The sequence below is a fragment of the Treponema denticola genome (genome assembly GCF_024400535.1).
In the GTDB taxonomy this organism is placed as follows: domain Bacteria; phylum Spirochaetota; class Spirochaetia; order Treponematales; family Treponemataceae; genus Treponema_B; species Treponema_B denticola_C.
Window position 1 is genome coordinate 2552629 of sequence record NZ_CP038800.1, and the last position, 19174, is coordinate 2571802.

The window sequence follows — 19174 nt, forward strand, 5'->3', positions numbered from 1 at the left end:
TCCATGAAAACGATATTACATACTTTTATAATAGCACAAACGAACCCGATTGACAAGCTAAAGCAAAAAAAAGAAAATATGCCTTTGAGAGAATACTAAAGATTATGCTGAATAAAGACGATTCCCGTATAAAATTATTAAAAGGCAGGGCTTGGCTTACCGTTCCTCAATTTGAAAATCATCTTCTCGACGAATTGGGAATTCCGCATACGGATAAACCTCTGGAAATTACCCAACTTCCAAAAGATGCACGAATTTACGGAAATATTATTTACAGAGAAAGTTTTCCAAAAAATGTTTTTTGGAACCGCCTTTGTATGAAAGAACCTTTTATAGCCGAGTTTTCAAGCATAAGCGAAGCTGCCGATATTTTGCGTTCAATCCAGAGAAACTGGGTTTTTGTTCCATTTAACTGTTTTAGACGTGCAGAGCTCATCGAAAAAAAGCTTCCCTTTATCAGCAAAAAAGAAAGGACATTCCCCTACGATGTTCCGTCAGCCGAAATGGGAATCTGGACCCTCTTAAACGAAAACCAAATTTTCGCTTCTGCAAAAACTTCTAGTCCCTTCCCGCGGGGAGAAATTTTCTTTAAGGAAGATAAGATAAATCCGCCGAGCCGAGCCTACTTAAAAATGTGGGAAGCCTTAACTCTCTTAAATTTTTACTTAAAAAAATATCAAGAGAAAAATGGCCTTTCTGAAAAGGCCGAAACCATGGCCGCAGCTTCTTCCCAAAAAAAGGATCCCCTGCCGGCAGCCGATTCCCTCTGCCTTGATGCCGGAGCCTGCCCGGGAGGCTGGAGCTGGGTGCTGGACAGTTTGGGCTGCAAGATTATCGCAATCGACAGAAGCCCCTTGAGGCCCGATTTAATGGCAAAAAAAAATATAGAATTTATAAAACATGATGCCTTCACCTTAAAGCCGGAAGAAATAGGAAAAATAGATTGGCTTTGCTCCGATGTAATCTGCTATCCTCCCAGGCTTTATGATTGGGTTATAAAATGGATTGACTCGGGCCTTTGCGAAAAATTTATTTGCACAATAAAGATGCAGGGAGAGCCCGATAACGAAACCGTTAAAAAGTTTGCGGCAATTCCGAACTCGAAGATTGTCCATCTTACGGCAAACAAACACGAACTAACCTGGCTAAAAGCCCCATTCATATAAAGCAAAAAACACCGAAAGAAACCGCGGAGAACGCCAAGACCGCAAAGCTTAATTAAAGAATCTCTATGAAGACTCCTTTAAAATTTCTTCGCGTCCCTCGCGAACTTGGCGGTTAAATTAAACAGTTATAACTGTAAACTCTTATTTACCGAAAAAGCTGCGCTGCCCTGCTTTTACCCATCGTCCGGGACTTCGGGACAAAACCGGTGAAGCTATCTGATTGCATATCCAATCGACAAAGGTCTCATCTTCAAAACCTTCAAGTTTTACCAAAAGTGTTTGCACACCGGGAAGGTCTGCCTTTCTTACAGCATCAACCGTTTCTTCTGCAATACGGGCAAAAGCCGCAGAGGCAGCCGAAACATTAGGATTACCGCAAGGAATATCCGCATCGCGGTGAACAAAGATTAAGCGGCCTTGTGCTTTTTTTATATAGTAGTTTTTTAAAACAAGGGAAAGAGCGGCATTTGCCGAAACAAGATCGCTTATAGTCTTGTCTATTGAAAGGGCTTCCGTTACCGAATATATTTTGGAATAAGCCGGAGCATCAAAAACTAAAACTGATGTATCAGCTGCAATATTTATATTTTTTAGTTTAAGAGGAATAGCTTGTAAAGAAAAAAGAGATGAACGGTTCCACTCTATTTCGGTAGTAGTACTCTTTGTTTCATCGTCTCCCCGATATTCCGATGTCAGACAAACCTTTAAGCCCTTATCTCTAAGGCGGTTTGCAAGGTCTTGAGAAAACTTTAATCTATTATCCGTTATAAAAATTCCTGAATCCATATCTAAAATGTACCATAATTATCTATCTGCCGTCAATGACTTATCAATCACTAAACAGCCGTTTACTTTATTTTTTGTTTAAAGCCGAGGCCGTAAACTTCCTGCATATCGCAGACCATGATAAAAGCCTTTTCATCTATTTCGGTTATTATTTCTTTTGCTCTGACAAATTGAGCACGGCTTACAACACAGAGCAGCACAGGCCGATCCTGCTTTGAATACATGCCTTCTCCTTTAAGGAGGGTAACACCTCTTTCCAATTTATTCATAAGAGCGTCTCCGATTTCATCCGGCTTAGAGCTGACAATGAAAAAGCCTTTAAAGTAACTTAAACCGTCAAGAATCATATCCGCTATCTTTGTACAAAAGAAAAGAGCTATTAAAGAATAAAGTGAGGTGTTAGGATTATTATCTACAACACCTGCAAAGGCTACTATTACAAAATCGGCTATAGCCATTCCCTTTGCTATACTTAATCCGGGAAAATGCTTGTTTACAATAGCTCCTGCAAGATCTGTTCCCCCTGTAGTAGCGCCGCGTTTAAACACAATCCCTAAACCTACGCCTAATAGGATCCCTCCGAAAGTTGCCTGTAAAAAAAGGTCATTGGTAAACACAAAATCTTGGGGCAAAATAGCCAAGACCCCCGAAAGCACCAAAATAGAAAGGAGGGTAAAAATGGCGGACTTTTTACCTAGAAGTTTTGCTCCAAAAATAAATAAAGGAACATTTATAATTAAATTCGATATGTAAACTCTTATACCGGTCAGTTTTTCGATTGCAACCGACAAACCGCTGACACCGCCCGGTGCAATTGTTCCGGGGATAAGAAAAAACTGTAAAGCTACGGCAGCTATTATACTTCCGGCAGAAACCCAAAAAGTATCCAGCAAGACACCTATAACAAACTTTGTAGAAAGATGTTTGGCGGGTAATATTTTATTCATAATGTACATTCTCCAAATAATAGAATTTTTTATACAGAACAGATACGAATTTACAAACAGAAATTATACTACACCATTTTCTTAAAAAAATCAACAGAGGCACCAGACAAACAACATATAATTTCTCGTTCTGAATAAACGGATAAAACAACACGCATAGTTGACAGTTCCACCCCTTTACCCTATAATACCGCCCATGCTGCAACACGGTATTTTGTTAGAAAAAAAATTAAACTTTTTCTCGAAAACTACTAGACAAAATAAAAAAAATGGTTATACTACCCGATTTTTGCAAACAAATGGATATCTGTGCTGCCGATTACCTATTTTCAAAAAAAACTATTTCAAAGAGCACACAGAAAAACTATTCTCAAAAATAATTCCCGACAAGAAGCCGGAGGTTTTAAACAATAACAAGTTTGTACAACAAATTAAAACAACAAACTTGCAATTAATAAATATACAAGGAGGTATTTCATTAGCCGGCACGGATGCCGGTGATTCCAAACTTGCAAGAGTTTTGCTAATGCAAAACTCTAAGCTGAAAAATGTACAAGGATGTACATTCCCCAACCGCCATGGACGGCGGTGGTTCCAAACTTCCAAGAGTTTTAGACGCAAGTCTAAAACTCTAAGCTGAAAAATGTACAAGGATGTACATTTTTCAGCGGATGTCTTAAGGATTGGGACAATTCAATCCAAAAAACATAATAATCCTAAAAGAGGAGATTAAAATGAAAGAGAAACATCGTTTTTCATTGCGGAACAAATTGATGATTGTGTTCAGTGCATTGATTTTTGTAGTCGGGACTATTCTTACCCTTATAGCATTGCGTACTGCCCGAAAAGCTGTAAGCGAAAAGATTGAAACGCATCTGATTGACAAAGCAACAGATACGGCAGAAATTCTTGACGGTCGCGTAACTGCTTTATGGCAATTTTTTGAAGGACTTGCCCGGATGCCTGCCTTCCGTAATACTGAACTGTCCTATGCAGAAAAAGCAGTGCGTCTGGAAAAAGAGATTGCCTTTAACGAAGATCTCTTCGATCCGGTTATTGCCGACTCACATGGTAATATGTACTCTTCAGATGGCAGAGTTATCTCAATTAAAGAATACGGCTGGTTTAAAGCCTCTATGAGTGGGAAAAATTTTTTGTCGGAACCGTTTATTGCCGTTATGAGCAGTAAATTTATTTTAACCATTTCAGTCCCGTTATATGACAATAACCGCAATATCATAGGTGTTTTGGCAGCGGATATTGATGCAAAAAAACTTTCGGAACTAATTGACGATATCGTAGTCGGCAAGACAGGCGAATGTTATATTCTGGATAAGTCAGGAACCACCATCGCAGATAAAGATTTCAACCTAGTTAAGACGCGTTCAAATGCCCGTGAAGAAGCTAAAACCGATTCATCACTCGCGTCGTGTGCCGCTTTCGAAAAAATGGCAGTAGAGATTGACGAACCTTCTGTAGGATATTATGAATATAAAGGGGAAAATTTTATTGCTTCGTATGCCACGATGAAAACAACTGACTGGACTATTATTATAAATGCCCCCGTAAACGAATTCATGGGAACCGTCAATGAACTTCGGATTAAAATGCTGGTTATTGGAGCAATAACTTTAGCAGCCGCTCTAATTGTTGTCTTTTTTGTTGCCCGCCACATGATAAAACCTATAAAGGTTGTCGTTGAGGCCCTTAAAGATATAGCCCAAGGTGAAGGGGATTTAACCGTCCGCCTGCCCGTACACGGCAACGATGAAGTTACCGATTTATCTGAATACTTCAATGAAACAATAGAAAAAATCGGCTCGTCGATTAAAACCGTCGGCAAAAATACTATAGACATGACAAATATCGGTAACGAACTTGCAAGCAATATGACTGAAACGGCAAGTGCTGTACACCAAATAAGTGCGAACATCGACGGGGTAAAGCAGCAAGCCCTTACACAGGCGGCAAGCGTCAGCGAAACGGCGGCTACCATCGAAGAAATTATCCGCACCATAAAACAGCTGAACAGCAATATTGAAAATCAAGCGGCGAGTGTTGCAGAGTCTTCTTCCGCCGTCGAGCAAATGGTAGGAAACATAGCTTCTATCACACAGACTCTCGGTAAAACCGATGATGTTATAAAAACCCTTGCAAACGCTACGGCTGACGGCAAGGAAACAGTTACAGGAGCAAACACTGTTACCCAGCGTATTGCCGAAGAGTCAGGAGGTCTATTGGAAGCCTCAAGTGTTATACAACACATTGCAAGCCAGACCAACCTTTTGGCGATGAATGCTGCAATCGAAGCCGCTCATGCAGGTGAAGCGGGCAAGGGCTTTGCCGTCGTTGCCGACGAAATTCGTAAGCTCGCTGAAGAGTCTTCCAGTCAAGGTAAAACCATTACCGAAACGCTTAAAGTGCTTTCAGGAGAAATTGAAACTCTTTCATACTCTGCAAAAACGGCAGAAGAAAAGTTCAATGCCATTTTCGCCCTTTCAGAGCATGTCAAAACGATGAGCCAAAATCTAATGAACGCTATGCGCGAGCAGGAAAACGGCAGCAAGGAAGTACTTACTGCTATCCGCGACATCAATATGGTAACAAATCAAGTAAATGACGGTTCTGCCGAAATGCTCCGCGGCGGTGAGAATGTTGCTCAGGAGATGCAAAAACTCGATGAACTTACCCGCGTCATCACCGACAGTATGAACGAGATGGCCTCCGGTGCCGTACAGATTAGCAATGCCGTACAGGAAGTAAACACGATAAGCCAAAAAAATAAAGAGAGCATTGAAAATCTTTCTAAAGAAGTCGGAAAATTTAAAGTTTAAATTAATTAATAATGTGTAATGAATAATCGGTAATCGATAGCTGATAACTTAATTACTCATTACACATTAACCCTTATCGATTAATGTACTTTTATTAGGCCATGTTCAAAACATTTTTAAAATAAATGCAGATAAATTTGATTTCCTACTTTTTCAAATTTATATTTAAAATTTCCGGTATTTTTGATTCCTATTGGTAGACTATTTAATTCGTCATCTGTTTTAGAAATTTCCAGTTGCCATGCATATATGTCTATTTCCTTTGATGACAGATGGGTGTTGTGTATGCTTTCTATTTTGGTAGAACTAAATAATGGAATATAATGCTCGACATAGTAGCTATTTAAAGAACACGGCAAAGCCGGTATATTTGATAAAAAAATATCTTTACCGGTTTGGTTTATAGCTTTTATTTTTTTCGGTATATCATTTTCTAAAATTAATTCCGAGCCGGTTTTTTTTATTATTTTTGCCCCGTTCACACTTATTAAGTCACATTCTCCTTTGGTATAAAGATTCAATGTATAAGAAGACTTGGCCTTTATCATATAATTAAGATGTTTTCTTTTTTTTCCTGTTTCATAACAATCGTTAACAGAGATAACAATATTCCAATTAGAATTATTTTTAACAACAAATGGTGTTGTTTTATAAAAAGAGCATCCAAAAAGAGAAAGTAAAAATAATAGAACTAAAATAATCTTTTTCATTTTCTGTTCTCCTTATAAAATGTATTTTACCTTATTTTTACATCGTGGTCAATGACTAAAAACATAGATAGCCGCTTCCAATGGTAACGATGAGCTGATAATAGGCCGATGGTTTTAAAAAGAGCACCAAGGATAATTTAAGATGTCCTTTACAAAGACACTTTAAAAATTCTTTGCGTTCTTTGCGCCCTCCGCGGTTAAATTAAAAAAGCCCAACAATAAAAATTGACTAACTATAAAATATTGTCTCCGCCCCTAATAGTCTTCAGAATTTAAGAGCTTAACTCTTTCTTTCCAGTCGGGAAGATATTTAGTCATGTATCGCTTAAAGCGGTCATTGTGGAGCCTCTCCTTAAAATGAACGAACTCGTGCACCAGCACCATTTCGGCACATTCGCAAGGAAAGGCAGCAAGCTTTGTGTTTAAGGTAATTATACCCGTATAAGAATTACAGGAGCCCCACTTGCTTTTCATATCCCTGTATTTTATCTCGGAGGCGGATTCTTTTATCTTATCTTCCCAAAAGGGCAAGATTTCTTCCACATAAAGCTCCAATTCTTTTTTATAAAGGCGGTTCAAAATTGAAGACCGTTTTTTAGGATCCGCCCCGAAAGGTTCTTTTAAATAAATAAAGTCTTCATCGACTGCGACGCTTGCATTTTTTTTGGCGTGCAGTATTTTGATTTTATAATCGGCTCCCCATAAACTTACAGTTGAGCCCTCCTTTAATGAGGCTTTTATATTCTTCTTAAAAATCTTTTCTTCTATTCGCTCTTGATGTTTTTTGATCCATGCAATATTTTCTTTTACAAAGTCCAAGGCTTTAGTTTGAGAATAGTTTTTTGGAACATGGATACAGGGAATAGCCGTCTTAGGCGATATGGTAAGCCTGAGTTTCCGCCCCTTTGATTCCGCCCATTCAATTTCCATTCCTTCTATTCTAAGCATCATATTCTGATATTATATTTTTTAGCTATGCCGGGAAAAGATTTTAGCTTTAATTCTTCTCCGTCAGCTGTCAACAGGGTACCTTCAAAATGACCGTAAACGGTATTGTACTCTGTCCTAAAAATTCCGGCATTTACTCTTTTGTAATTTTTTGAAACAGGAAGAAACACAAGGTCTACCATGCTTTCGGTGTCCTGTATTATCCATTTTCCCATGATGCCGAAGGGACGGGTTATTTTTACCGGAGGAAGAGGGGTACGCTTCCCGTCATAGAGCATCATATTATCATTATACTTATTGCTGTCAGCAGCTATCGGAATTTGCAAGATAAAAAACCAAAGCCTTGTCATCCAGCTTGCCGAGTCCGTTTACAAGGGTGCGCTTTGACCTAAAACCGGTATAGGACTTTCTCACATCAAAAACGCCCACGGCCGTTTCTTTTTTTAGCTGAATATCTTCGTTATAACCCAAACTTATCCAGCCCTTTACCGTTCCTGTCTGCATGTACATAGCCATACAGCGCCGGCTTACATAGTTCGGAATTACGCACGAAAAATCCAAGGCTTCTTTATCCCGAATATCCAGATCCAAACGGCCTTCGCATGAGGGGCGGGAGTCTCGGGCAGAAAAGTCAAAGTCGGCATGAAGTTTTCCATGCGACAGGCGGGAAAAAATACGGGCATATCTATATGACTTGCGGCAGGCAGTAACGCTGTATCTTATATGTTTAGGAATATGAATAAAGCCGCCCGGCAGGTATTGCCGATAGGCATATTTTTGCTGAGTTTTACGAACCCAAAAAGTTGTTTCCATAAAGGAAAAAATATAGCACGAAAAAAATGCTATTTCGCCTATTATATCATCATCGCAGAATAGAAACCTCATCGTTCCCGAAATCCGCCCATTGGTAATTATTCTGGGAAGCGGAAGATTACCGAACACCCGATAAAGTCCTTTTATATCGAATTTTTTAAAGCAGCCTGAAAAAGTGCCGAAATTCGATTTTCCGTTTTGTACAGGCCTATCGGGTGCAGGTTCTATCTTGCGTGTGTACAAATCATCATTAACCATAGGCATAATGTTAGCATAATTTGCAAAAAAATAAAAGCCTCTGCAATAAAAAAGCCCTCTTGAAACTTCAAGAGGGCTTCATCATTATTCTTCGGCTCGGCTGTCCGTGTCTTCTACATCTTCATAGTTTTCATTATCACAAGTCTTTTCGGCTTCTGCATCATCTTCATCATCAGGCCTTCTTGAATGGCTTACAGTCAAGTTTTTGCCTCGATAGTAGCTGTTATTAAGTTTTTCAATGATAATTTCAGCCTCATCCTGCATAACTTGTACAAAACAATAATTATCCAAAATCCTGATATCTCCAATATGTTCTCGTGAAATCCCCGCACCTTGAATCAGCAAGGTGATAATATCCTTAGGGAAAATACCTCTTTTACGCCCTACTCCAATAAAAAGGCTTGTAGATTCATCTTCCGCTAATATTACTTTCGGCCTTGCCGGTTTTGCAGGGTTTAGCCTAAAAGAATTTTTTCCTGTACCGTTTCGGCCATCTCTTTTATAAATACGGGTTCCCCCGATTCCCGCTTGCTTAATAAGGTAGGCGGCAACATAAGACCGCATCGTGAGCGGGACAGCTTTTTTAAAGATGTATCGATATAAATTCAATTCTTCAGGATTTTCCTGTGTTTTAATAGCCTCGATAACATCTTTTAGGGAAGAAATTAACTGTTCTTCCTCTTCGATCATAATTTTTTTTGACACGATATATCTCCTAAAAGGCTATATTGCCATATAATTGCTTTTTAAGCAAGCCCTTTTCAATGAGTTTTTTATAAAATCAAAAGCTAAATATAAGATATTTATTTTTCCAATTTATAGTTATATTTAATTACACCGTCAGCATCGAAGACCTTTTTAAAGCCTAGTCTAACCAAAGTCTCGGCTGCTATGCGGCTCCTTCTTCCGCTACGGCATATTACAACTACATTTTTTTCTTTCCAATCGGAAATTTCTGAAATACGCTTTTCAAGCTCTTGAAAGCTTATATTTATAGCATAAGGAACATGTCCTGCCTTATACTCGTCATCTTCACGCACATCAATTATAAGATAATTTTTTATTTCTGCCTTATCTGCTAATATAGATTCCAGTTCAGAGCCGCTCATGCGGATAATACTGTCCGAGGCCTTTTTATCACACGAGGCCGAAATAAAAATCATAGTTACCATAAGTAAAAAAACAATCTTTTTTTTCATAGTCATTGCTCCTAAATTATATTTTGACATGATATGAATCTATACAAATTCTTATTATGAGTCAATAAATATTGTTCAAATTGATACTAACGTCTTATTGAAGAGTTTAGACTTAAATTTCACTCGAAGATGAAATAATCAGGAAAAAAATACCAAATAAAAAAATTGAGCCATGCAGGCTTCGAACCTGCGACCCACAGATTAAGAGTCTGTTGCTCTACCAGCTGAGCTAATGGCCCGTAAAACGAGTTTTGATTATATAAGAATCTAAAAAAAAAGTCAATGCTATATCGAATAAAAATCGTTTTTTTTCATATAGACTAAGCCTCAAAATAGTGATATTATCAAAGGATATGTACGACATAATAATAATCGGAGCAGGAGTTGTAGGCGCCTGTATTGCACGGGAACTTTCCAAGTACGAGTTAAAAATCGCCGTCCTCGAAAAAGAATTGGAATTCGGCTGCGGTACAAGCAAGGCCAATAGCGGAATTATCCACGGGGGCTATGACGCAGAAGAAGGCTCTTTAAAGGCAAAGCTAAATGTAAGAGGTAATTTTTTAGTACGCAGCTTAAAAGAAAAATTGGATCTGCGCTTTAAACAATTAGGCTCTCTGGTTATAGCCTTCAACGAAGAAGAAAAACAAGAACTTTCTACCCTCTACGAACGAGGTTTAAAAAACGGAGTTGAAGGCTTGGAAATCTGGGATAGGGAAAGGCTTTTAAAAGAAGAACCCAATCTTTCAAAAGAAGCTGTAGGTGCAATCTACTGCGGAACGGCAGGGGTAATCTGTCCCTTCGATATGACGGCGGCATTTATGGAAAATGCCGTAATAAACGGAGTTGACTTTCTTCCCGAAAATGAAGTTACCGCAATTGAAAAAGGAAACGAAGCCTATACAATCAAAACCAAATCAAGCAAAACGGAAGAAAAAAGTTTTAAAACCAAGCTGGTGATAAATGCTGCGGGGCTTTATTCCGATAAGATTGCAAAGATGGCAGGAGATGAAGATTTTAAAATTCTTCCCCGCCGCGGGGAATACCGCCTCTTCGATAAAAGCTATACCAATCTTGTAAATCATATCTGTTTTCAGGCCCCCTCAAAGATGGGAAAGGGCATCTTAGTTCTCCCCTCCTATCACGGGAATTTTTTAGTCGGTCCTTCAGCAGAAAATATCGGCGATGCCGAAGACACCTCCGTTTCAGCCCAAGGTTTAGCTCAGGTAGAAGAAAAGGCTCTAAAAACCGTACCCTCCCTCAATTTTAAAAACACCATCCGTATTTTTGCAGGGGTCAGAGCAAGACCCGATACGGGAGACTTTATGATATATGCTTCAAAAAATTCCAAGGGAATTATACATGCAGGCGGAATCGAATCGCCTGGGTTGAGCTCAGCTCCGGCCATCGGAGAATATGTTGCAGAGCTCGTAAAAAAAGAAGCCGATGACTTAAAAATTCCCTTCAATAAAAAGAAAAACTTTAACGAAAATCGAAGAGCAATCAGACATTTTGCCGGCCTTAGTGCAGAAGAACAGGATTCTCTTATAAAAGAAAATCCGCTCTACGGCCATGTTATCTGCCGCTGCGAAACCGTAACCGAAGCCGAAATCGTCGAAGCTATTCACCGCCCTGCGGGAGCCCGCACGGTTGACGGCATAAAAAGGCGGGTACGCCCAGGTTCGGGAAGATGTCAGGGAGGCTTTTGCGAGCCCCATGTCCTCCAAATCCTTTCAAGAGAATTAAAAATCCCGATTGAAAAAATTCAAAAGGACAGAAAAAATTCTCCGATTGTTTACGGAAAACTAAAGGGCGGTGCGGAATGATAAACATAAACGATAAAAAAGATTGTAAGAACGAATACGAGGTCGCCGTTATAGGCGGAGGCCCGGCAGGTTTGGCGGCAGCCCTCGAAGCTAAAAAAAACGGAGCATCTTCCGTTCTCATAATAGAAAGAGATTTTGAACTCGGCGGAATCTTAAATCAATGTATCCATGCAGGCTTCGGCCTTCACGAATTTAAAGAAGAATTAACCGGCCCCGAATATGCAGAACGCTTTATAAACATGGTAAAAAAAGAGGACATAGATATCCTTCTCAATACAATGGTAATAGATTTAACAAAGGAAAGAGAAATTACCTTCATCGGCGCAAAAGGATTAAAAAAAATAAAAGCAGGAGCCGTAGTGCTTGCTATGGGCTGCCGAGAACGCACGGCAGGAGCTATCGCACTAAAAGGTTACCGCCCATCGGGAGTTTTTAATGCAGGCATGGCTCAACGCCTTATGAACATCGAAGGCTTTTCTGTCGGAAAAGAAGTAGTAATCTACGGCTCAGGGGACATCGGTTTAATTATGGCCCGCCGCATGACATTAGAAGGAGCCAAGGTAAAGGCGGTTGTCGAAATCATGCCCTACTCAAGCGGCCTAAACCGGAACATAGCCCAATGCCTTGAAGACTACGGTATTCCTCTTTTTTTAAGCCACAGCATATCCTGCGTCCACGGAAAGGACAGGGTTACGGGAGTTACAATAGCCCAAATAGATTCTTCCTTTAAGGAAATCCCCGGAACCGAAAAAGGATTTTCCTGCGATACGGTGCTTCTTTCCGTAGGTCTAATCCCCGAAAACGAGCTTACCCAAAAGGCAGGCATAGCTCTCAACCCGATAACGAACGGAGCCTTTGTCGATAATGGAATGGAAACCGAAACAAGCGGAATCTTTGCCTGCGGAAATGTTCTCCATGTTCATGACATCGTAGACTTTGTTACAAAAGAAAGCAGAACTGCCGGAAAAAACGCAGCCCTCTTTGCCCAAAACAATAAAAAGGGTAAAGCCGCGGAAAATAAATTCGGCACAAACACCTCAGGTTCCGCTTTTATTAAAACAACGGCTAAAAAAGGAATCCGCTACATTGTTCCGAATAAAATAAATACGGGGAACATCGACGGAGCTTCCCTCTTTATGAGAGTTGACTCGGTTTATAAAAATGCCCGCCTGATAATCAAATCGGGTGAACAAATCCTTGCACAAAAGAAAACAAGTCAGATGGTTCCGTCCGAGATGATAAACATTCCCCTAAACTTTATTACCTTAAAGACCCTAACCCAAGACATAACTGCGGAGGTAATTTTAGATGAGTAGAGAATTGATAAAAGAAAAATTTACATGCGTATCCTGTCCGCGGGGCTGTAAACTTTCGGTATTTAAAGAAGAGTCGGGAGAAATTACCGTTACAGGAAATTTATGCAAGGGCGGCGAACTTTACGCGATGCAGGAAATTAAGGACCCTAGAAGAAACATAAGCTCTACCGTAATAATCGAGGGCGGAGTTCTTCCCTCCCTTCCCGTAAAAACCTCAAGCCCAATTCCTAAGGCCTTAATCTTCGATGTAATGAAAGAAATAAACACCGTCAAAACTCAGGCTCCTAAAAAGATGGGCGATGTGATAATTGAAAATGTGCTGAATACAGGAATAGATATAGTCGCAAGCCGCTCAGTAAGGATTAAAAATGGAAAGGCCGATTAAAATACATGAGGGAACCTTTTATTACTCAAAGCATAAGGTTTTTCAAAACCTCAATATTGAAATCCTTGCACAAAAAGTTACCTGTATTTTAGGCGAATCGGGGGCCGGAAAAAGCACCCTCTTAAAAATTATTTCAGGGAATCTTGAATTAAAATCGGGAAGAATAGAAAACCGGCCGGCTCGCGGAAGCTATGCAATGGCCTATCAAGACATGCGCCTTATTCCTCATCTAACTGCCGTAGAAAATATAGAATATGTTTTGAATTCAAAAAATTCTTCAAAACTTGAAAATAAAAAAAAGGCTCTTTTTTATTTAGAAGCTTTAGGCCTTTCCGACTTTGAAAACTTTTTACCCGCCGAGCTTTCAGGAGGAATGCAAAGGAGAACAGGACTTGCCAGAGCGCTAAGCTATCCCGCTCCGCTTCTTCTTCTCGATGAAGCATTCGATTCCCTCGACGAAAAAAATAAGTACAAGGTTGCCGATCTTTTTTTATCGATTGTCAAAAAAGAAAAGCGCACCGCAGTCTGCGTAACCCACGATGCACCCTTTGCAAAAAAAATCGCCGACAAGATAATTGAGATATAGTTTACCTAAAAAACATTTCTATAAATTCGTCTTTTTCGATTGCACCGAAATAGGCTTTTAAATCGGTTTCCGCGAGTTTTTTGCTTACGGCATTTTTTTCGTATTCGCAGCCTTCCAAGAGTTTTTCAATTTCAGCAACATCCTTTGTACCGAAAAAGTCTCCGTGAATTTTTAAACCGGAAATCTTTGCATTTTTAATGTTAAAAAACACCTCAATGCTTCCTATGGGGAACCTTTCATAGTGGGAGTATTCGGCCTTGGGAGAAGCTCCATAGTTCCATTCTTTAAGGGAAAACCTTTCGGCATATATTTTTTTTACACCCTCAAGCTCCGAGGCGGAAAGTTTGTATTCTACAGGTTCTTGACCTTCAAGCTCAAAGATGGCTTTTAATAATTCGGCCTTAAAATCCGAAACCGAAATATCCCGCTTTAAGTGGGGCTTTATATTTGTAACCCTGGCTCGAACGCTTTTTACGCCCTTTGATTCAAGCTTTTCTTTACGCACATTAAGAGCTTTTGAAAGTTCTTCCAAACGGACATCAAAAAGAATACAGCCGTTACTCAAAACCCTGCCCTGCCAAACAGACTGTGAAGCACCGATACATTTTTGTCCGTCGATAGTAACATCGTTTCTGCCTGAAAGCTCCGCCTTAACGCCGATTTTTTCCAAGGCATTTATAATCGGAATATAATAGCGTTTAAAATCAATCGTTTGATTTTCCTTTGTTTTTGCAACAAAAGAAAAATTTAAATTGCCGAGGTCGTGATATACGGCCCCGCCTCCGGTTATGCGGCGGACAACCTTAAGATTATGCTCACTCACATAATCATCGTTTACTTCCTGATAAGCATTTTGATTTTTACCTATAATTACGGCAGGCCCATTCTGCCATAAAAAAAAGTATTCATCGTTTTCAAGCGGCAGATGCCTAAAACAATATTCCTCAAAAGCCAAATTATATTCAGGATCATTTGAATAAGTTTCTAAGTATTTCATAAAATCACTATACAATAAAATAAATTTTTATTCAATATAGAAATTCCAAAAGAAGTTTTAGAGTCACCCTATATCAATTGGTTATTTACATATTTTTCATATAGGGCATGAGTTTTTAAAAGCTCCTCATGGGTACCGATTCCGGTTATCTTACCTCCGTCTAAAAATACAATCTTATCCGCACTTGTTACCGTTGAAAGACGATGAGCAATGATTACAATAGTTTTTTCGTTCTTTATAGAATCTAAAGTAGTCTTTACCAAAAGTTCATTTTCACTGTCCAAGCTTGCAGTTATTTCATCAAGGAGGAGAATATCCGGCTGTTTGATTAAGGCTCTTGCAATCATAAGACGCTGGAGCTGCCCGCTTGAAAAGTTACTTCCCTTTTCTTGCACAATGGTATTTAACTTTTCGGGTAAGCTGTTTACATAATCATATATACCTGCTTTTTTAAGAGAGGCTTCTATAAGTTCGGGCGGAACAGGGTTGTCATTTCCGTAAGTAAGATTGTTAAGAATACTGTCTTCTGTCGTTGAGCTTATTTGCTGAACATAGCTTATTTTTTTACGCCAGTCCTTTAAATCAAATTCGTTTATGTCTGTATTTCCAATATCGATTCTTCCTTCATACTCATTATAAAAGCGTTCCAACAAACTAAAAAGAGTAGACTTACCGCTTCCGCTCGGCCCTACAATGGCTATAGTTTTTTTAGGTTCTATCTCTAAGGACAAGTCCTTTAAAATTACCGCATCATCGTCATATTTAAATGAAACATTATCGAATTTAATGCTTTCGGTTTTTAAAACATCGCCCACCGGTCTTGTTCCGGTTTCTTCGGTTTCAAGTTCAAATATTTTTACGATATTATCCGATATTTCATTTAAGCTTTTTATATCCTTAAAAAAGTTTCCTATATTAACCATGGGTGTAATTATTTGAAAAAGATATAAACAAAATGCGATCAAAGCACCTATGGTCATTTCATTTTTTGCAACCAAAGAACCGCCGTATACAAAGATAAAAAACAAATTTAGTATAAAGATTGTCATAATGACAGGCTCTATACCGGCTTCAATCTTAACGGATTTAACCGATAATTTTTTTACTTCCGTATTTAAATTACCTATCCGCATTGCTTCGGTTTTTTCGGCTGTATAACTTTTAACAAGTTTTATTTCTAAAAAAATACTGCTTAAAGCACCGATAAGTTTATTGAGAGCTTCTTGATTTTTTTTGTACACCTTAGAGTTCATAGAACTGATAGGTGAAATAACTATAACAAGAGCAAGCAAAGAACCCATCATCACTAATGTGAGTTTCCAGCTTAAAACAAAAAGAACCGCAACACTTATGGAACTTATAGCTATCGATATCAGATGCATTGTAGTTGAAGTAAACAGGTCTTTTATTTTTTCGGTAAAGTTTAATATCTCGCTGCTTAATTCACTGGAATTTTTTTTGTTAAAAAATTTCATTTTAACACCGAAAATATGGTCTGCAATATCGGAACGCAGCTTAGAAATCCACACAATTGCACATTTATTAAATATATATCTGCCTATAACGCTTACCGCTGCCGAAATCAAAACCGCACAGGTTAATGTTATAAGATATTGTTTGCTGTCAGTCCCGTCTAAAATAAGTTTAGCAAACCAAGGGATTGCAAAACTTACAACCGTTCCAAGCCCGACCAAGACACAGGCAAAAACAATAGATCCCATATTTATAGGAACCTTTTTTTTTAACTTCTTAAATGCCGATTTATCCATAAATTAAGTTCTCCTCAACAAACTTTTATACAAAGCCATCTTATCAATTTCAGTATAAATATTCAATAGCGGTATATGTGCAATAAAGCCGTAATTATAAATTTACCATCAAAAGATAATTTATCGAATCTTCTTAAAATGAGTTTTAAATCTTTTTCTTTATCTTTAATATCAGAATTTTCTATAAGAAGCATTAAAAGAAGAAGTTCATATTCCGCATTTTCTTTTAAATTATTATAATGATATGAAAATTCTATGTCTGATATTAAAGACGATAATTCTTCTTTTGAAAACGCGGCAGAAAAACACAACAAAAAATAAATCTCAGACAAAGAAAAAGGAGTTTGTTTTCCGTTTATTATTTTTACCAAATTTTTATAATAATCTAAATTTTCAAGATGTTTATTTTGAATAAGGTCCTTTAATAATCGGGCGGAGGGATCTTCGGTAAAAGTTAGAAATTCTTTTTTATCTATATACTCAGGAATAGGAGTATCTAAAAAAGATTCTTTAAACTGTGTATCGCTTAATAGACGGCTGGCAGTTATATAATTAAAGATATATGAGCGAGGGATGTCTTTAAATATCAGCCAATCACTAACCTGTTTTTTTGAGAAAAAACTATTTACTTCAGGGCAAAAAAAAGCATCTTTACCCATAAGCTTAGTATAAATTGAAAAAGTTTTAATAGATAGCAAATATGTTTTTAATGTTATACCTAATCTTGCTTTTTTGTGATACTTTTTTGAATACTTTTCGTATAAATGTAAATCCATAATGTTTTACCTCAATAAAGAAATAACAAGCATTTGATGATATATCTTATTAAATTGCTTATTCAGTATTATACTTATACCGCACTTATTTATATTTTGTTCCAAAAAAGCATCCAACAATACATAAGAATTGTCTTTTATTTTTCCGTCAAGCTCAATATTCAATAATTGACTTACCAATATTAATTCTGCAATTAAATCTATATTTTTTTCCGTTATCATTCTATCTAAAAGACTGTGAATAACAGCTCGCAGGTATTCTAAATTATCCGATAAAATTTGATGTTTATTCCTTCCCAACATAGTGAGATACATAATTTCATGCGTGAGTTCATATATGTCCATTATCTCAAAATTACCGGCGGAAAGTTTTTGATGTATAAGAGTATTTTCCAGAATCTTGTCATCCGGCAATTTAATTGAAGGGGAATTATTTAATAAAGATAGATACATAGAAAATTCCAGCTGTTCTCTATACGGTAATAAATTTACACTATCTAATGCCGTTTTTGTAAAATTTTGCTCTTTATTAAAAAAAATCATTAAAATGATCTTGCCGAAATCTTTTTGTGAAATGCTGTTAAAAATCGGTTTCTTTTTTTGGATGTTTTTTAATTTAAAAGATATTTCGCTGTCTAATTCATCATTATGATTTTTAAAAATAGAAGTGAAGAGCAATTCGGCTGAGGCTTTATACACAAAACCTAATTTATATGAGATTTTTGCCAATTTTAGAAAAGTCATTAAATTAGATTTTATCCAACTTAACGATTTTTTACTTAAATTCTGATACATAATTTTACACCAAAGGAATGACAGTGTTCAAAACGGAATTATCTATATTTTCAACAAGGTCATCAGCCCACTGTACAAGGATATAATGATTATCTTTATTAGCGATAAAAATACCGCCGGAAAAAATTGCTTCGGCCAATAGATCATCAGTTGAAAATCTTTTTTTCGCATAGGGTCTAAATACCTTTTTAAAAAATTTAAGCATTTCCTATCCTTATCTTTAAAATTCATCTTTGGAAATAAGTATACCCCCCCCCCACAAAAAAAGTCAAGTCTTTATTACAAAAATATTATATTTTTAATAAAATCTTAAAATTTGTAATAATATGGACAAAATCAGTTTTTATAAAGTTTCAAATTTCCCTAATTCTCCTTACCCCCTCCTATTCCGTTGATTCATAATCATAAAACTTTTAAACCTGAATTTGTTAAAATTCCTTTTACCTATAAAATAAGAAATTAAAACTATAAGTGAAGAAATAATATAAACCGCAAGAATAAACAAGGGATACGATACTCTTTCAAAAAAAGATTTTATCAATTCCAAATTAGGCAAATCTGAAATCATAATCATAGATACTGCAGGAAATAAGCCGTATCCTACAATCATAATAATAAATCTGAGAAGGCCGCCTTTAATGGACAAGGCTGATAAGATCATACTAAAAGCAATTATAAACGGAAACAAAATGAGCCCTATAAAAATCATAAATTTAAGATCCCATATCGGAATAAAAATATTTATTAAAAATAAAATAAGACCTAAAAACATGAGCGCAAAAAAGGAAGTAAAAATCGAATAAATAAGTTTAGCTTTAAAAAATTCTTTTCCCCTTACCGGCGTTAAGATAAAAACCAAAGTTTGATCATATAGACTAAACTGATTTGTAATAAGGCCATAACAAAAAAATATTAAACCTTGAAAAAACAATATCTTCATTGCCAATGGTATTGGCATCAGCATACCGATAATCATTTCGATAAAACCTATTAAACAAAAAATTCCTCCCAATACAAAATTTACACTATGCATAGAATTAAATATTATAGCCCTTATTTTTTTCAT

18 protein-coding genes, 1 tRNA gene and 1 pseudogene are annotated in these 19174 nt (G+C 37.3%); 6 read left to right on the top strand and 14 right to left on the bottom strand.

Features of this window, described 5'->3' with window-relative positions:
• The first annotated feature begins 104 nt into the window (after positions 1-104).
• The gene (locus tag E4N78_RS12095) at positions 105-1166 is read left to right on the top strand and encodes an SAM-dependent methyltransferase (protein WP_255810783.1); all 1062 of its coding nucleotides are present in this window, start codon (positions 105-107) and stop codon (positions 1164-1166) included.
• A 141-nt stretch (positions 1167-1307) separates the two neighbouring features.
• Here the strand turns inward: E4N78_RS12095 and E4N78_RS12100 are convergent, their stop codons facing one another.
• Together E4N78_RS12100 and E4N78_RS12105 are read right to left on the bottom strand one after the other, a co-directional pair.
• Positions 1308-1952, bottom strand: a complete 645-nt coding sequence (locus tag E4N78_RS12100) for a hypothetical protein (RefSeq protein ID WP_255810784.1) — start codon at positions 1950-1952, stop codon at positions 1308-1310.
• A 62-nt stretch (positions 1953-2014) separates the two neighbouring features.
• Positions 2015-2899, bottom strand: coding sequence for a YitT family protein (locus E4N78_RS12105; protein WP_255810785.1), 885 nt, complete (start codon positions 2897-2899; stop codon positions 2015-2017).
• 734 nt (positions 2900-3633) lie between these two features.
• Here E4N78_RS12105 and E4N78_RS12110 point away from each other — a divergent pair.
• On the top strand, positions 3634-5733 hold the full coding sequence (locus E4N78_RS12110; protein WP_255810787.1) for a methyl-accepting chemotaxis protein: 2100 nt from the start codon (positions 3634-3636) through the stop codon (positions 5731-5733).
• Between the two features lie 116 nt (positions 5734-5849).
• Here E4N78_RS12110 and E4N78_RS12115 read toward each other — a convergent pair whose 3' ends face one another.
• From E4N78_RS12115 to E4N78_RS12145, 6 genes and pseudogenes are all read right to left on the bottom strand, one after another.
• The gene (locus E4N78_RS12115) at positions 5850-6443 is read right to left on the bottom strand and encodes a hypothetical protein (RefSeq protein WP_255810788.1); all 594 of its coding nucleotides are present in this window, start codon (positions 6441-6443) and stop codon (positions 5850-5852) included.
• Positions 6444-6698: 255 nt separating this feature from the next.
• Complete coding sequence (locus E4N78_RS12120; protein WP_255810789.1) at positions 6699-7394, bottom strand: YgjP family zinc-dependent metalloprotease; 696 nt, start codon at positions 7392-7394, stop codon at positions 6699-6701.
• A pseudogene (locus E4N78_RS12130) lies at positions 7391-8462 on the bottom strand (DUF2804 domain-containing protein). Before E4N78_RS12130 ends, E4N78_RS12120 begins: the two are co-directional and overlap by 4 nt.
• A gap of 84 nt (positions 8463-8546) precedes the next feature.
• Positions 8547-9167 carry a DbpA RNA binding domain-containing protein gene (locus tag E4N78_RS12135; protein ID WP_255810792.1) on the bottom strand — a complete coding sequence of 207 codons (621 nt, stop codon included), beginning with the start codon at positions 9165-9167 and terminating at the stop codon, positions 8547-8549.
• 98 nt (positions 9168-9265) lie between these two features.
• Positions 9266-9661: a rhodanese-like domain-containing protein gene (locus tag E4N78_RS12140; protein WP_255810793.1), complete on the bottom strand. Its 396-nt coding sequence runs from the start codon at positions 9659-9661 to the stop codon at positions 9266-9268.
• 166 nt (positions 9662-9827) lie between these two features.
• Positions 9828-9900: transfer RNA gene (locus E4N78_RS12145), tRNA-Lys, on the bottom strand.
• A 114-nt stretch (positions 9901-10014) separates the two neighbouring features.
• On the opposite strand from E4N78_RS12145, the gene E4N78_RS12150 reads away from it, so the two are divergent.
• Genes E4N78_RS12150 through E4N78_RS12165 form a run of 4 tightly spaced genes read left to right on the top strand, consistent with a single transcriptional unit; the run spans position 10015 to position 13771 of the window.
• Positions 10015-11484, top strand: coding sequence for an NAD(P)/FAD-dependent oxidoreductase (locus E4N78_RS12150; protein WP_255810794.1), 1470 nt, complete (start codon positions 10015-10017; stop codon positions 11482-11484).
• Complete coding sequence (locus E4N78_RS12155) at positions 11481-12800, top strand: NAD(P)/FAD-dependent oxidoreductase (RefSeq protein ID WP_255810795.1); 1320 nt, start codon at positions 11481-11483, stop codon at positions 12798-12800. The genes E4N78_RS12150 and E4N78_RS12155 overlap by 4 nt, the downstream gene beginning before the upstream one ends.
• Positions 12793-13185, top strand: coding sequence for a DUF1667 domain-containing protein (locus E4N78_RS12160; RefSeq protein ID WP_255810797.1), 393 nt, complete (start codon positions 12793-12795; stop codon positions 13183-13185). The genes E4N78_RS12155 and E4N78_RS12160 overlap by 8 nt, the downstream gene beginning before the upstream one ends.
• Complete coding sequence (locus E4N78_RS12165; RefSeq protein WP_255810799.1) at positions 13169-13771, top strand: ATP-binding cassette domain-containing protein; 603 nt, start codon at positions 13169-13171, stop codon at positions 13769-13771. The genes E4N78_RS12160 and E4N78_RS12165 overlap by 17 nt, the downstream gene beginning before the upstream one ends.
• A 1-nt stretch (position 13772) precedes the next feature.
• On the opposite strand, the gene E4N78_RS12170 is transcribed toward E4N78_RS12165, so the two are convergent.
• The 6 genes from E4N78_RS12170 to E4N78_RS12195 all read right to left on the bottom strand — a co-directional run bounded on the left by E4N78_RS12170 (position 13773) and on the right by E4N78_RS12195 (position 19174).
• Positions 13773-14768 (bottom strand): lipoate--protein ligase, encoded by a 996-nt coding sequence (locus E4N78_RS12170; protein ID WP_255810801.1) that lies wholly within the window; start codon positions 14766-14768, stop codon positions 13773-13775.
• Positions 14769-14836: 68 nt separating this feature from the next.
• Complete coding sequence (locus tag E4N78_RS12175; RefSeq protein ID WP_255810802.1) at positions 14837-16537, bottom strand: ABC transporter ATP-binding protein; 1701 nt, start codon at positions 16535-16537, stop codon at positions 14837-14839.
• Positions 16538-16599: 62 nt separating this feature from the next.
• A complete protein-coding gene (locus tag E4N78_RS12180; protein WP_255810803.1) occupies positions 16600-17196 on the bottom strand; it encodes a hypothetical protein in 597 nt (198 codons plus the stop codon).
• Positions 17197-17319: 123 nt separating this feature from the next.
• A complete protein-coding gene (locus tag E4N78_RS12185; RefSeq protein WP_255810804.1) occupies positions 17320-18057 on the bottom strand; it encodes a DUF6895 family protein in 738 nt (245 codons plus the stop codon).
• A gap of 55 nt (positions 18058-18112) precedes the next feature.
• Complete coding sequence (locus E4N78_RS12190; RefSeq protein ID WP_255810805.1) at positions 18113-18313, bottom strand: hypothetical protein; 201 nt, start codon at positions 18311-18313, stop codon at positions 18113-18115.
• Positions 18314-18481: 168 nt separating this feature from the next.
• The gene (locus tag E4N78_RS12195; protein WP_255810806.1) at positions 18482-19174 is read right to left on the bottom strand and encodes a hypothetical protein; all 693 of its coding nucleotides are present in this window, start codon (positions 19172-19174) and stop codon (positions 18482-18484) included.